General features: G+C 68.5%; 10 protein-coding genes and 1 pseudogene. 4 read left to right on the top strand and 7 right to left on the bottom strand.

Going from position 1 to position 15164, the window contains the following annotated elements:
* Positions 1-98: 98 nt before the first annotated feature.
* Entirely contained in the window at positions 99-1637 is a 1539-nt protein-coding gene (locus V3B30_RS13550; protein WP_262083618.1) for a GGDEF domain-containing protein, read from the top strand.
* Positions 1638-1659: 22 nt separating this feature from the next.
* On the opposite strand, the gene V3B30_RS13555 is transcribed toward V3B30_RS13550, so the two are convergent.
* Complete coding sequence (locus V3B30_RS13555) at positions 1660-2586, bottom strand: DUF808 domain-containing protein (RefSeq protein ID WP_262083619.1); 927 nt, start codon at positions 2584-2586, stop codon at positions 1660-1662.
* A gap of 200 nt (positions 2587-2786) precedes the next feature.
* On the opposite strand from V3B30_RS13555, the pseudogene V3B30_RS13560 reads away from it, so the two are divergent.
* Positions 2787-4442, top strand: a pseudogene (locus V3B30_RS13560) (AarF/UbiB family protein); the annotation flags it as partial.
* A 244-nt stretch (positions 4443-4686) separates the two neighbouring features.
* Positions 4687-6792: a phosphoglycerol transferase I gene (locus V3B30_RS13565; RefSeq protein WP_262083620.1), complete on the top strand. Its 2106-nt coding sequence runs from the start codon at positions 4687-4689 to the stop codon at positions 6790-6792.
* A gap of 527 nt (positions 6793-7319) precedes the next feature.
* Here the strand turns inward: V3B30_RS13565 and V3B30_RS13570 are convergent.
* The 5 genes from V3B30_RS13570 to V3B30_RS13590 form a co-directional block, all read right to left on the bottom strand.
* Positions 7320-9308, bottom strand: coding sequence for a M56 family metallopeptidase (locus V3B30_RS13570; RefSeq protein WP_262084085.1), 1989 nt, complete (start codon positions 9306-9308; stop codon positions 7320-7322).
* 3 nt (positions 9309-9311) lie between these two features.
* Positions 9312-9698 carry a BlaI/MecI/CopY family transcriptional regulator gene (locus tag V3B30_RS13575; protein ID WP_014035478.1) on the bottom strand — a complete coding sequence of 129 codons (387 nt, stop codon included), beginning with the start codon at positions 9696-9698 and terminating at the stop codon, positions 9312-9314.
* 366 nt (positions 9699-10064) lie between these two features.
* The gene (locus V3B30_RS13580) at positions 10065-10880 is read right to left on the bottom strand and encodes a hypothetical protein (protein ID WP_262084086.1); all 816 of its coding nucleotides are present in this window, start codon (positions 10878-10880) and stop codon (positions 10065-10067) included.
* A complete protein-coding gene (locus V3B30_RS13585; RefSeq protein WP_262084087.1) occupies positions 10881-12290 on the bottom strand; it encodes an XVIPCD domain-containing protein in 1410 nt (469 codons plus the stop codon).
* A gap of 116 nt (positions 12291-12406) precedes the next feature.
* On the bottom strand, positions 12407-13513 hold the full coding sequence (locus V3B30_RS13590; protein ID WP_100475055.1) for an SDR family oxidoreductase: 1107 nt from the start codon (positions 13511-13513) through the stop codon (positions 12407-12409).
* Positions 13514-13708: 195 nt separating this feature from the next.
* Here V3B30_RS13590 and V3B30_RS13595 point away from each other — a divergent pair, with 195 nt between their 5' ends.
* The gene (locus V3B30_RS13595; protein ID WP_201117764.1) at positions 13709-14017 is read left to right on the top strand and encodes a hypothetical protein; all 309 of its coding nucleotides are present in this window, start codon (positions 13709-13711) and stop codon (positions 14015-14017) included.
* On the opposite strand, the gene V3B30_RS13600 is transcribed toward V3B30_RS13595, so the two are convergent.
* On the bottom strand, positions 14005-15063 hold the full coding sequence (locus V3B30_RS13600) for a DNA topoisomerase IB (protein WP_262084088.1): 1059 nt from the start codon (positions 15061-15063) through the stop codon (positions 14005-14007). The two genes, V3B30_RS13595 and V3B30_RS13600, sit on opposite strands and share 13 nt — an antisense overlap.
* Positions 15064-15164 lie beyond the last annotated feature (101 nt).

A 15164-nucleotide genomic window follows, 5' to 3' on the forward strand; every position in this document is an offset into this window, starting at 1 on the left:
TCCACTGCGGCATCCTGTCGCCCATCCTAGCCGTTCAAGCCGTCGGCGGCCGCGCCGATATGCTGGAACCAGTCCCTGCCAGCCCCAGGATTCGCTCCATGACGGACCAGCCCGACCACCGCCCTGCCCCCGGTACCGCCCTTGGGCCGCCGGCACGCATGCGCGCGGTGGTGGATGACGGACTGGGTGACCGCGTGGTGCTGCAGGGCGGCGGTGGCGTGGCCCTGCAGCAGCTGTTCGCCGGCGCCGACGCGCCGGAGCCGCTGCTGGCCGCCTTCGCCAACGGCATGGCCACCCTGCCCGGTGAACTGGGCGACATGGGCGACCGCCTGCAATCGGCGCAGGCCAGTGCCGATTGGCCGCGCTATGGCCGGGCCATGCGGCAGCTGATCGACAAGTACATCCGCACCATCGAGCAGCATTCACCGGACGGGCAGCCGGAAAGCCTGCGCCTGTCCGAGCAGCTGCGCCTGCTGCTGGGCGGCGCGGTGGTGGCCCTGCTGCAGCACGACCCCGATCTGCGCGAACAAGCACAGGCACTGGCCATGCACCTGCGGCAGTGGCAGCCGGGCACGGCGCTGGAACCGATCGAACAGGGCGTGCGCGAACTCGGCCACCAGGTTGGTGTGCGTGCCGAGAGCTGGCAGGAGCAGCAGGCATTGCTGCTTGAACTGTTTGCGTTGCTGCTGGAGAACGTAAGCGAGCTGCTGGATGACCGCAGCTGGCTGCAGGGCCAGATCGCTGCGGTGCGCCAGTTGCTGGATGGTCCGCTGGAAGCTGAAGCGGTCGAGCGCACCCGCGCCGAGCTGCGCGAGGTGATCTACAAGCAGGGCCTGCTGCGCCAGGGCATCGACGATTCGAAGGCGGCGATGCGCGGGTTGATGGGCGAGTTCATCGAGCGCATGGATGGCATGGCCACCAGCACCGGCGAATACCACGACCGCATCGGCAGCTACGCGTTGCAGCTGCGCGAGGCACGCAGCATCGCCGATCTCAACCAGCTGCTGCAGGACGTGATGCGCGACACCGGCAAGGTGCAGCAGCAGGCCGCGCAGGCGCGCGATCACCTGGCCAACGCACGCCAGGAAGTGGAACGCGCCGAACAGCGCATTGCCGAGCTGGAGCAGGAACTGCGCGCCGCCGGTGACCTGGCACGCATCGATCCGCTGACCCAGGCACTGAACCGCCGTGGCCTGGACGAACTGCTGCAACGCGAACTGGCGCGCGCCGCTCGCAACAACTCACCGTTGGGCGTGGCGGTGATCGATCTGGATGATTTCCACCAGACCAACGATGCACATGGCCATGCCGGTGGCGATGCACTGCTGCAGCACCTGGTGGCTGTGTGCAAGCTGCTGCTGCGCGCCACCGATGGCATCGCGCGGCTGGGTGGCGACGAGTTCGTGCTGGTGCTGCCAGAGACCCAGGGTGCCGACAGCATGGCCACCGTGCAGCGCCTGCAGCGCTCGCTGGCGCACCGGGTGCTGACCGTGCAGGACCGCCGCGTGCCCGTGCATTTCAGTGCCGGGCTGGCGCAATGGCAGCCCGGCGACGATACCGAGACCCTGCTGCGCCGCGCGGATGACGCGCTGTATGCGGCCAAGCGGCAGGGCAAGAACCGGGTGCAGGCGGGTTGATCGCGGAATGGGGTCTACGGGATTACTTCCCGCGCAGCTTCTGGAAACCGGTCACTGCCGCCAACACGATGGCACCGGCGATGATGCCGACCACCATGTTGCCCACCGCATTGACCAGCCAACCCCATTGGCCATCGCCGCCCAGCGCCTGCACCGCGTGGTGCAGCGCCGGCACGTTGTGCACAAGGATGCCGCCGCCGACCAGGAACATGGCGATGGTGCCGGCCACCGACAGGAACTTCATCAGCCACGGCGCCGAGGCCACCAGGCCGCGGCCAAAGGCGGCCACAGCCCCACCCTTGCGCGACAGATACAGGCCGGCGTCATCAAGCTTCACGATGCCCGCAACCAGCCCATAGACGAAGACCGTCATCGCCAGTGCAACCACGGCCAGCGTGACCACCTGGTTGGTGAACGGCGCGGTGGCGACCACGCCCAGGGTCAGCACGATGATCTCGGCCGAGAGGATGAAGTCAGTGCGGATCGCGCCCTTCACCTTGTCCTTTTCCCACGCCACCATATCCACCTCGGCATCAGCCAGCGCCTTGCGCCGCTCGGCCTGATACTCGGCGTCATCCTCGGCCGAGTGCAGGAAGCGATGCGCCAGCTTCTCCACGCCTTCAAAGCACAGGAAGGCGCCACCGATCATCATCAATGGCACGATCAGCGGCACATTCCAGCCGCGGCTGTGCAGCCACGCCTCCAAGGCGCTGATCGCCAGGGCGGCCGGCACCAGGATCACCTTGTTCACCAGCGAGCCCTTGGCCACCGCCCATACCACCGGCAGCTCGCGGTTGGCATTGACCCCGGTGACCTGCTGCGCGTTCAGCGCCAGGTCGTCGCCCAACACGCCGGCGGTTTTCTTCGCCGCGACCTTGGTCAGCACCGAGACGTCGTCGAGCAGGGAGGCGATATCGTCGAGCAGGGCAAACAGGCTGGCACCGGCCATGGGAAGTCCAGAGAGGGAATGAGCGGATTCTGACTGATCCGGCGTGGACTGCGGAAGATATCGGGTTCACCACGTGACGACCCCGCCCCGGCCAGACTGGGGCGTGATCCCGTTCCGCCGGGCATGCCCCGGCGCTACCGGCCGTCGTCTGCAAGGAGTTCCGCTTGAGCAATCCGCCCACCGCCAATGGCAATCCTCCGCTGGTCAAAGGCATGAACCGGCGCAGCCAGATCCTGCGCCTGCTGATGCGCTACCGCCATTCGGGCGTGTTCTCGGGCATGAACCTGGACGCCGCCAGCCACCAGGCCGACGTACCCGCCGACGGCAACCCGGAGCAGTTCGTCAGCGACCTGGAAGCCCTGGGCCCGACCTTCGTCAAACTGGGCCAGATGCTGTCCACGCGCCCGGACATGGTGCCGGTGGAGTTCGCTACAGCGCTGGAGCGCATGCAGGAGAAAGTGGCCGAGATTCCGGTCGAGCGCATCCACGCCATCGTCGAGCAGGAACTGGGCGCGCCGGTGAACAAGCTGTTCGCCGCATTCGATCCTGAGCCGCTGGGCTGCGCCTCGATCGCGCAGGTGCATCGCGCGGTGCTGCACGATGGCCGCCAGGTGGCGGTGAAGGTGCAGAAGCCCGAGGTCGCCGCGCAGCTGCGTTCGGACCTGGAGGCACTGCGCAGCTTCGCGCTGGCCGCCGACCACCTGACCCAGGTAGGCCGCCGCGTGCGCCTGCGCGACTGGCTCAACGAGTTCGCCAAGACCCTGATGCAGGAGCTGGACTACCACGCCGAGGCCGAGAACCTGGCCCGCTTCGGCCGCCATCTCAAGCCGTTCCGCCGCCTGTGGATTCCGCAGCCGCTGTGGGATTTCAGCAGCCAACGCGTGCTGACCATGGAACTGGCCACCGGCGTGCGCGTGGATGCAATTCCCGATGTGCGCCGTACCGAGCAGTCGATGGACCCGCTGGCGGCGGCGCTGATCCGCGGCTACCTGGACCAGATCTTCGTGCATGGCGAGATCCATGCCGACCCGCACCCCGGCAACCTGCGGGTGATGCCCGATGGCCGGCTGGCCATCTTCGACCTGGGCATGGTCGCGCACATGCCGCCGCGCCTGCGCGAGCGGCTGCTGAAGATCCTGTTCGCTGCCGTCGATGGCCGCGGCGAAGAAGTGGCCGACGACCTGATCAGCATCAGCACGCGGCTGGAGGCCTTCGACGAAGAGCGCTACCTGCGTGAGACCGGCCAGCTGATCGCGCGCTACGCCGCCAGCGGCAGTTTCTCCGAAGGCCGCGTGGTGCTGGACATGGTGCGCATCGCCACCGCCTGCGGCCTGCGCACGCCGCCGGAACTGAGCCTGCTGGGCAAGGCCCTGCTCAACCTGGAAACCGTCTGCCGGCTGCTGGCGCCAGAACTGGACACGCGCCGCATCGTCGAGCGCCAGCTGCAGCATGTGATGCGTGCGCGCCTGAAGAAATCGCTGTCGGCCGCCAACATCGCCAGCGAGGCGATGGAGCTGCAGCAGCTGCTGCGCGATGGGCCGCGCAAGCTGTCGGACATCATGGCGCTGCTGGCCGAGAACCGCCTGCAGATGAAGGTCACCGGCCTGGAAGAATCACGGTTGATGGAGAACCTGCAGAAGATCGCCAACCGCGTGGCGGCCGGCATCATCAGCGCCGCATTGATCATGGCCGCCGCGATGATGATGAAGATCGACACCGGCTGGCACCTGTTCGGCTACCCGCTCATCGCCCTGATCCTGTTGTTCATCGGCGTGGTGCTCGGCCTGGGCATCGTGACCAGCGCATTGCTGTTCGACCGTCGTGCACGGGCACGCGAAGAGCGCGGACACCGCTAGCGCATCGACGAAAATACCCGTATTCATGCGGTTTTTAATGCAATCCAACGAAGCCTTTCACGCTCGTTTTACCTTCTGAGCGCGATTGCGCGCGCGTCATTTCAACAAACATTTCAGTCAGGTTCGTGCATGCACTATCGGGTCATCGGCCTGTCATGTGCATGTGCTTGTGGCAGCGCTGGTCGGATGGACACGCGTCGGTACGACGTCCATCACCACCACCCCGTCACTGCCGAAGCTGCCTATGCTCTGGATACTGCTGCTGTCGTTGTTGCTGTTGTGCTGGTTGTTCCTCGCGTCCGACAAGTGGGTGTGGTGGAAGGCCGGTGCGTTCTCGCTGCTGCTGCTGATGCTCAGCGCGTGGTGGCTGATCGACAAGTTGTCCGGTGATGGGCTCAATGCCGCCACCCTGTACCACCTGGGCGCCGACATGGAAGGCGCCGGCGTCTCCGATTTCAAGGGCTATATCGCCGGTTTCATCGTGCTGGCGCTGGTCTCGCTGCTGCCGCTGTTCGCCACGCGGGTGAAGCGCTGGCGTCGGCCGGGCCACGGTGGCGTGTTGTTCGCCGGTTTCGCGGCCGTGTGGGTGGCCACGATCATGATCAGCCCGCTGGCCCGCGACGGCCAGCGCCTGTACCAGCAACTGCGTCCCGTCGACTTCGCACGCATCGCCCCCGAGTACCAGGTGCCCACGCAGCCGCTGCAGCGCCCGCGCAACATCGTCTGGATCTACGGCGAAAGCCTGGAACGCACCTACCTGGATGAAAGCGTGTTCCCGGGCCTGATGCCCAACCTCAATCGCCTCGCCAACCAGTCGCTGGACGTGCGTGGGCTGGGCTCGGCCGAGGGCAGCGGCTGGACCATCGCCGGCCTGGTGTCGTCAATGTGCGGCGTGCCGCTGACCACCTCGCAGGGCGACGAGAACAGCATGGATCGCATGGGCAGCTTCCTGCCCAAGGCCGTGTGCCTGGGCGACTACCTGAAGCAGCAGGGCTACACCAACCATTACTTGGGTGGCGCCAATGGCCAGTTCGCCGGCAAGGGCCAGTTCCTGGCCAGCCACGGTTTCGATGAAGTGCACGACCTGGCGTGGTTCAAGCAGCAGAAGAAAATCGGTCGCATCCACTACTCGGCCTGGGGCGTGCACGACGACGTGCTGCTGGATACCGCCTACCAGCGCTTCGAACAGCTCTCGCGTGCGGGTTCACCGTTCATGCTCACCACGCTGACCATGGATACCCATCACCCGGCGGGCCACCTGCCGGTGTCGTGCAAGGGCGAGCGCTACCAGAGCCAGTACGGCAACATCAGCATGCTCAACGCGCTCAAGTGCAGCGACCGGCTGATCTCGCAGCTTGTGCAGCGCATCCAGGCCAGCCCGTACGGCAAGGACACGCTGATCGTGATCGCCTCTGACCATCTGGCGATGCCCAACGATCTGACCCACATCCTGACCCGGCAGAAGCGCGAGAACCTGCTGCTGTTCCTGGGCGATGGCATTGCCCCGCAGCAGCTCAGCGCCGACGCCGGCACTACCCTGGATTCGGGTGCGACCCTGCTCAGCCTGCTGGACCCGAACCTGAAGACGATGGGCTTTGGCCGTTCGCTGATCGACAGCCAGCGCGCGCCGAGCGCGAGCGCAGCCACCCAGCGCGATGGCGGTCGTGACTATCCGCAATACCTCGCCTTCGCGCGGTCGCTGTGGCTGGGCGAACCGACCCGAGAACTGAAGATCGATGGCGATGACCAGGTGGTGGTCGGCCTGCAGCACGTGCAGCCGCCGGTACTGCTGGAGTACGACAAGGACTGGGGGTTGAAGTCGGTGTACCTGGAGAACACCTCGCGCCAGTTCGATGATGCCAACCCGGACAACACCCTGGCCTACGTCGACCGCTGCACCGCATTCGAGGATGGCTCGGCCGACGGCGACTGGTGCGCCCTGCTGGTCAACCGCGACAACGGCATCAAGCTGTACCGCGACAACGACCTGCGCGGTGGCATTGCGGTGGACGCACCGCTGGATGCGTTCCAGGGCCCGCGCCCGAGCGTGCGCCAGGCGCACATGATCACCCAGAAGGGCCGCCGCACCCGTGCCGGCCAGTACATGCTGCAGCTGGTGGCAAGCACGCGCCCGGATCGTGGTTTCTGGATCGAGGCGGTGTCCTCGCAGCGCAAGGTGGTGCTGGCCCAGCAGTGGGTGCAGCCCGATGCCAACGGCAAGATCAACGTGTCGTTCGGGCTGGACCACGAAGTGGATGATCTGGAGATCCGCGCGTGGTTGAACCACGCCGAGAAGCTGGCGGTGGACACGTTCGCACTGGTGCCGTCACGCGGCCGACCGCGGGGGTAGGGTTCTTTGCAGGGCTGCGCCCTGCACCCGCCGAAGCAACGGCCGAAGCAACAGCAACGGCAACAGCGGGCATTCCGTGGGATGGCGGGGTGGGTCCGGTTGCGGGAGACGCCGTAAACCCATCCATGGGGGCTTGGCCGCGGCATCCATGCCGCGGACACTCCCGCAACCGGACCCACCCCGCCTTCGACAGTTTTCCACGATCTGTCGGAAATACTATTGGGGTCAGATCCGTTTTCCAGAGGAAAACGGATCTGACCCCATATTGATTTCGCTATCTGACAAACGTGTCGACCAAGGTCGGCACCTACCGACAGCCGCAGGAATCTGTCAGAGGTGGGGCGGGGGGGGGGGGGGGGGGGGGGGGGGGGGGGGGGGGGGGGGGGCGGGCCCCCCCGCCCGGGGGGGGGGGGGGCCGCGCCCCCCCCCCCCCCCCCCCGCGCCGGGGCGGGGGGGGGGGGGGCGGGGGGGCCCCCCCCCCCCCGCCCCCCCCCCCCACATGGCCGGCCCGCGGCCGGCACTACCGATCAGAGTCGCTCGGCCTTGCCGCTGGCCAGCGCGCGCGCGATCACCTGCTGTGCCTGCTGCGATGCCTGCGCATGCACGCGTGCCTGGCGCTCGCCCAACGCGGCCTGTTGGCTGCCCAGTGCCGCCTGGCGGCTGGCCAGTTCCGACTGCTGGCTGGCCAGGCGCTGCATGTCACGGCTGCGGCCGGACTGCGCAGCCTCGCTGCGGGCTTCCTGCATCGCACGACGCGCCTCGGCGGCGGCCTCGCGCGCAGCGGCCACATCGCTGGTCGCAGCGTGCGCCGCCTTCGCCGCTTCCGCGGCCGCCTCACGGTTGATGTCGTGGGCGGCCATCGCGCTGCGCGCGGCCTCGGCGGCAGCCAGTGCCATGCGGCGCGCCTCCTCGCCCTGCAGGCGGCCCATCTCGCCCATCTGCTTGCCGAGTTCGCCCTGCTGGCGACCCAGCGCACTCTGCTGCCGGCCCAGTTCGCTCTGCTGGCGGCCCAGATCCGCCGCGCCGCTGTAGGCACGCTGCAGGGACTGGATCAGCATCGGGTCGCGCACTACATAGCGCTTGTCGCCCTGGCGGAACCACAGCGCCGGGCCCTTGCCGAGCTGCCTGCGGGCGACCGTCACGTCGTCCATGCCGCCATTGGCGAAGGTCGAATCGCCATCGACCAGCACGAAGGCCTCCGGCGGCGATTTGCCCAGGTCCAGGCGGCCGTAGGTGGTGATGGAGGTAGTGCGGGAGGTCGAATGTTGACTGTGCATGCCGGTATCGACATCGACATCCGCATCCACGTCGACCGCCACATCCGCATCGTCCGGACCTGACAACGCCTCGACGTCAGCCGGCTCGGCGGGCGGCGCGGGCGCCACCGGCACGGCCGGAACACGCGCGGGCGAAGGCGGTGCGGGCGGCGCCTTCGGCGGCGGCGGCACCACGGCCTTCGGCGCCGCAGGAGGCGCAGGAGGCGCGGGCGGTGCCGGCGGCACCGGCGCTGCGACCAGCCGCATCGGCGCCACGCCCACCAGCACCACGGCGGCGGTCAGCGCCATCGCCAGGATGCGCGGGCAGGCCCGGCGCGGCTGCAGCGAAAGCAGGCGACGCTTGAGACTGGTGGTGCTCGGTGCGGCGCTGGCCACGCCCAGGTGCGGCTGCGGTGCCACGCCCAGCTGCAGCAGCAGGCGGCCATAGGCCTGGCGGCTCGCACCATGCTGGCCGACCACCGCTGCGTCCACCGCTTCTTCGCGGGCCTGTGCGTATTCGCGCACCGACAGGCGCAGTAGTGGGTGGAAGAAGAACAGGTGCTGGGCCAGTGCGGGCAGCAGGCCCCACTGCAGGTCACGCCGCTGCAGGTGCTGCAGTTCATGGGTCAGTGCCAGGTCCAGCGCATCACCCTGCAGGGCGTTATCGCCAGCCGGCAGCAGCAGCACCGGGCGGAACGGACCGACCAGCTGCGGTGCGTCCACCTGCGCGCTCATCCACAGCCGCGGTGCCGGGCGCACGCCGTGCGCATCCGAAGCCAGCTGCAGGGCCTGCACCAGTGCTTGGTCCTCGCAGGGATAGGCCGCTGCCAGCAGCGCACGGCAGCGGCGCCACTCGCCGAAGGTACGCAGCACCATCAACACCACGCCGGACATCCACAGCGCGGCCAGCACGACAGCCCACCACGCCACCGCCGGTACGTCTGCGGCCGGCATCGGCATTGCAGCCAACAGCTGTGCCGAAGCTTCCGGGGCCAGCGGGTAGACCATCTCGGCGGCCACATCGGTCGCGCTCATCGCCGCCGCCTGCGGGGCCGGCAGCCAGGCCAGCTGCAGCGGCTGGCTCCAGAACAGGCCGAGCACGGCCTGCAGCGAGACCAGCCACCACAGGCGGCAGCGGGTGGCCGCCGACAGCGACGGCAGCGCGCGGCATACGCCGTACACCAGGGCCACCAGCAGCACGGTCTGCAGGCTGGTCCAGCCCAGCCGTTCCAACATCGGGATCAGCATCGTGGTGTCCATGGCTCAGCCCTCGTGGCGGCGCGATTGGAGCTGGGCGACCAGCGCTTCCAGCTCGGCCAGCTCGTTGTCGCTGACCTGCTGGCGCTGCGACAGGTAGGCCACGAACGGCGACACCGAGCCCTGCAGGGTGTTGTCGACGAACTGCGCCACCGCGCCCTGCAGCACGCTCTCCGGGCCACGGGTGGCCTGGTAGCGGTAGACACCATCCTGCTGCTGGCGCTGAAGATACCCCTTCGCCCGCAGCCGCTCCATCATCGTCAGCACGGTGGAGCGGGCCAGGCCTCGGGCCTCGCCGTAGCCACTGGCGACCTCGCCGACCGTGGCCGGCGCATGTTCATCGATGTACTGCAGCAGGGCCAGTTCCTGGTCCCCGATCGTCTTGCCACGCATGACACCACTCCCTTGACTACACGTGTCGCCACTGTCGGCTTGACGACAGCTGTAGTCAACCCCCCGGAAGTCATGGGCCGACGAACGGTAGGCCCCCCGCGCACTCACGCCTTTGATGCATCGCGCTGCAATCGGGCATTTCCTGCTACGGACGCTGCCTCGCCACCGGGCAGTTCAGCAGCACGCGCCAGGCGCGCATCGCCTTCGGCGGGAGCCATGGCCTGATCCCGGATGTGGTGACGACGTACGGCGTCGCCCCTCGCACCAGCGAGGTGCCCTGCGGCGCATGTGGAGTGCAGAGCGCCTGGCCGATGGGCACGCCGGGCCTGCTTGTCGCCGGTATCGGCGATGCATGCGCGCGGTGCCTCAACGCCCAGTCACGAACGGGTCGCCCTTGCATGGCAGCAACGGACTGTCATCGCACGGCCACAGGGCGGCGGGCACCGTCTTTGCCACCTCGAAGTGATCCCGGTTCCAGCGCAGGAAGCCGCCATGGACGGCATTGCCATGGTCGAAGGTGCGCGCATCCCCTGCCAGCGGCTGCTCGGGATCGGCCTCGGCCACCCAGCGCAGCACCGGCACCTTGTCCAGAACTCCGATGAAGGCGAACAGATCACCTGCGCCCTTGCCGTGGTAGGCCGCCATCGTCGCCGCGTCGGGCAGTCCGGCCTGGGCCAGCAGTGATGCAGTGACATCCTGCAGCGGTGCGGTTCCCTGCGCGACGTAGGCGCGCATGCCCGCGGTGGTTGCCGGGCAGTCCTGCAACTGCACCAGATAGCCGGTGGCGCCGGCGCTGCCGGCAAAGGAGCGGAGCCAGTACCGGAAGTGCGGCCCACCGCGATCGGTGACCATGACATCCTGCTGGCCGCCCTGCCCGGGAATGGAGAACACCTGCACGTCGCCAGCGCCTTCCACGTTGCACTTCAGTTGCGTCAGCACCCGCTTGGCCGCTTCCGGCAATGCGCGGTAATGGCCGCCGGGGTGGGCGCTGCCCGAGGCTTCCGGCAACGCAGGCAATCCGCGTTCGGTGGGCACTGCCTGCGTGGGCAGGGCCTCCGTTTTCGGCGCCGGCTTGGCAGTCGGTGCTGCCGGCGTGGCGCGCTCTCCGGCGGGCGCGCAGGCGCTGCAGGCCAGCAGCAGCATCAACGAAACGCTCGGCATCAGGTGCGGACGGCCCCTCATTCAACGCCCTCCCATCGCCGGTGCTTCCTGCGGCTGTGCGGGCGCCGCCGCGGGTACCCCGTGCTCGCGTGATTGCTGCTGCAGCTGGCGCAGGCTGGTTTCCACCGCAGTCTCGCGCACCTCGGCCGCATCGACCCCTGCACGCAGCGCCGCGGGGTCGCCCGGGCGGCCTTGTACCAGGAACAGCGTCTCGCCCGCGGCACGGCCCGCGCTGGGGTTGCTGGCCACAATCTGGTCAACCTGGGTGATGCCCGCAGCCTTCGCTTCACGCAGCATCACCAGGCTGTAGGCATCGGCGTGTTCGGCATAGCGCCCACCCAAGGCCTGCAGGCGCGTGCTGATCTGCTGCTGCAGGGCATGATCGCGATGTTGGGGTTGGCGAGGATCGTCATTGGCCGCAAGCGGCGTGTCCTGTCCCAACCCGCGCGCCTGTCCCGGTGCAACCGAGGTCAGCACGTACTGCCAACGGTTCTGCCCGGGCGTGCCGCGCACCGTCGACACGAAGTCATCGTACTCGCCGCCGCCGATGGTCTGGCAGCCCGCCGAATCGGTGTTGGATCGGCTGCCGCGATGGATCTTGAAGGTGTCGTTGAGGTCCTGCACGCCCTGGGTATCACGCGCATCGAACCAGCCGTCGCCATTGCTGTCGCGCTCCACCCGGCCGGCGCCCGCCGTGATCGCGTCCTGCGAAGGACGCAGCGCGAACTCATCGGGATGGCCGTTGCGCGGATGGGTGGTCGCGCGCATCTCGGTGGTGCCTTCGCCCAGTCGCCCCAGGTCCTTGACCCGGTCGCCGTTGACGTCCTCACCCTCGGTCTTGGTGCGTGGCGCCACGTTGTCGAAGCCCGGGCTGCGCGGCGTGGTCTTGGCATGACCATCGTACTGGGCGGTCGGCTCGGTCGTGGCCTGGTTGAACTCGCGCACATGGCCGTGACCCTGCGCATCCTTCCACAGCACCACGATGCGGTCGTCGTAGACACCGCGCCCGCGCGCGTCGGTCGTGCGGTTCTCGTCGCGCAATCCCAGCACCACGCGGTCCTGGGTTGCCATTGCATCGTTCGCCGCGGCGTTGCCGCGCTGGGCCACGATGCTGCCATACACGTCGTACTGCTGGGCCTGGCTCAGGCCCGCAGTCTCCGCAGCATCGGGCATCCGCGGCGGCCGCGCCGCCTCGCGCAGGCGATCCAGCATCGGGCCGACCGTGGCGGCATCCGCGCCGCCGCCGCTGCGTCGCAACGCCTCGAGTTCGGTGGCAGCACGCGTCGAGATGTAGCGATCCAGCGATTCCTGCACTACCACGCTCTGGCCGTCGTGCAGTGCCTCCAGGCGGGCGGCGGCACCGCGCGCGTCGTGCTGCCGCAACAGGGCAACGACTTCATTGGCCGCCGCGTTGATATCCATCTCGGGCATGGTCGGTCCTTGAACGTGATCATTGGAAGGTCAGCCTACCCCAGCGCCCCGGCGGGCCTTTTGACACACCGCACACCCTTGTTGCCACGCCGCATTCAGGCAGATCGCGCCCTGGCTCAGCCCCGTGGCCCGCCCATCACCGGCAGGATCACCCCACTGATGTAACTGGCACAGACCGGCGAGGCCAGGAACACATACGCCGGCGACAGCTCTTCGGGCTGTGCAGGCCGGCCCATGTCGCTGTCCTTGCCGAACTCGGCGACGTCCTCGGCCTGCTTGTCGGCCGGGTTCAGCGGCGTCCACACTGGCCCCGGTGCCACGCAGTTGACCCGGATGCCGCGTGGCAGCAGCTGGCTGGCCAGCGCCTTGGTGAATGCATGGATGGCGCCCTTGGTGGCCGAGTAGTCGATCAGCGCCTTGCTGCCGAAGATGCCGGTTTCCGAACCGGTGTTGATGATGCTGGCGCCCTCGCCCAGATGCGGCAGTACCGCGCGCGCCATCTGGATGTACCCACCGATGTTGGTCTGCAGGGTCTCCTGCAGGTGCGCGTCTTCCAGGTCTTCCAGCCGTTCGCAATGCAGCTGGAACGCGGCGTTGTTGACCAGGATGTCGATGCCGCCGAAGGCCTTGGCCACCTGCTTGACCGCCTTGTTGCAGAAGCGCGGATCGCGCACATCACCGGCGATCACCACGCAGCGGCCGCCTTCGCGCTCCACGTGCTGGCGGGTGATGTCCGCGTCTTCGGCCTCGTCCAGGTGCAGCACTGCCACATCGGCGCCTTCGCGTGCGAACAGCACCGCCACTGCACGGCCAATGCCGGAATCGCCACCGGTGACGATCGCGCGCATGCCCTGCAGCTTGCCGCTGCCGGCGTAGTCCGGCGCAAGGAAACGCGGCGCCAGCTCCAGTTCGTGCTCATGCCCGGGCTTGGCCAGCTGCTGCGCCGGCATCGCTTCCGGTTGCCGGCGTGCACCGGCCTGGGTCGCGGTCTTCCTTGTGGCCTTTTTCGCTGCACGCACGTCCTTGGCTTTTTCCTGGTCCTGCAGGCGCCGCTGCCGGGCCGCAACGCGGGCGGCGCGGGGATCGCTGGCCGCCGCCTTGCGGGTTGCGGTCTTCACCACACGCGGGCGAGCGGAGTCGGCAGCGGTCTTCGCCGCGGTGCTGCCTTTGCGCACCTTGGGCGAGGCCTTGCGGCGGGCGGGGGTCTTCTTGCTGGTGGCCATGCAGGTCTCCTCGGGAGGGAAAGGGGCTGCCGGCCAGCGGCCGGCACTACCGGGGGCGGCGCATGCCGCTCCTGCAGTGTCTCCACCCAGGCTGTTGGCGGCGGTGAGCGCACCGTGTCCACGATGTGCACGGTATTCATTCCGCCACCACGTGCGCCGTCGCACGCTGCACCCAACCCCACAAGGAACGCCTCCATGAAACATGCCATCGCCACCGCCGCCGTCTGTCTCGCCCTCGCCGCCTGCAGCAGCACGCCGATGGCCCAGGTGCAGCCGATCGACGGCGTGATTTCCGGCCAGTGCCACAGCGACATGGTGCGCGGCGCAGTCGGCCTGGCCGCCTCCGACGCCACCGTGGCCCGTGCACGCGTGGACAGCGACAGCCTGCACGTACGGGTACTGCGCCACGACGGCCCGCGGGTGCCGCCGGCCAGCGAAGGCGGTGACCGCCTGACCATCGAAAAGGGCCGCACCAACAACATCACCGCGATCTACTGCGGCTGACCTCTTTGGCTGATCCGGCGCGCCCTGCGCAGCACGCGCAGGGTGGCCTGTTCCCACTGCCGCGGCCCGCGCAGGCCGGCCAGCCTGGCCAGTTCGCCGCGCTCCCAGCCGGCGAACACGCACGGGTCGATGTAGGCCTTGCGGCACACCGCCGGGGTATTTCCCAACAGCGACGCCACCTCGCACACCACCGCGCGCTGCGCCTGGGCCAGGGCGCGCTGGCTGGCCGGTTCCGGCAGCTCGGTAGCCGCGAACGCCTGCACCGCCGCCACGGTCCCGCCCCAGGTGCGGAAGTCCTTGGCGGTGAAGTCCTCGCCCATCACCCCGCGCAGGTAGTCGTTCACCGCGCCGGAGTCGACCGGCTGCAGCGCACCGTCGTCATCGCGGTACTGGAACAGCGCCTGCCCAGGCAGCTGCTGCAGGCGCCGCACCAGCATCCCCAGCCTGCGATCGCCTACGGTCACCTCCTGCAGCTGCCCGGACTTGCCGCGGAAGCGCATGCGTACCCGGCCACCACGCAGCAGTTCCAGGTGACGGTTGCGCAGTGTGGTCAGTCCGAACGAACGGTTCTGCTGGGCGTAGGTTTCATTGCCCACCCGCACCAGCGTGTCCGCCAGCAGCGCGACCACCATGGCCAGCACCTTCTCCTGCGGAAACCCGGGTCGTTTGAGATCCCGTGACAACCGCCGCCGCAACGTAGGCAGGGCCTCGCCAAACGCAATGATGCGGTCGAACTTGCCGGCGTCGCGCTCCTTCGCCCAATCGGCGTGGTAGCGGTACTGCTTGCGCCCGCGGGCATCGCGGCCGGTAGCCTGCAGGTGGCCGTTGGCGTGGGCACAGATCCACACCGCGGTGTAGGCCGGTGGGATTGCCAGCGCGCGGATCCGCTGCAGGGTCGCGGCATCGCGAACCGCGTGGCCATCGGCATCGCGGTAGCTGAAACCCTTGCCGGCGCGGCGGCGGCTGATGCCCGGTTGAGTGTCGTCGACATAGCGCAGGCCCGCAGCGCGCGCGGCCTGTCGTTCGGGGGTGGAGGGGGTTGGCATGCGCGCAGTGTCGCTGCCGTGCTGCCGCGATCCTGTCGATAACACAAGACAAACACGTGAGGATCGGTTCGCCGCTATGCTCGGGTTTTCACAATCCCTTC

This window comes from Stenotrophomonas sp. SMYL41, from assembly GCF_036319965.1.
GTDB lineage: Bacteria > Pseudomonadota > Gammaproteobacteria > Xanthomonadales > Xanthomonadaceae > Stenotrophomonas > Stenotrophomonas maltophilia_R.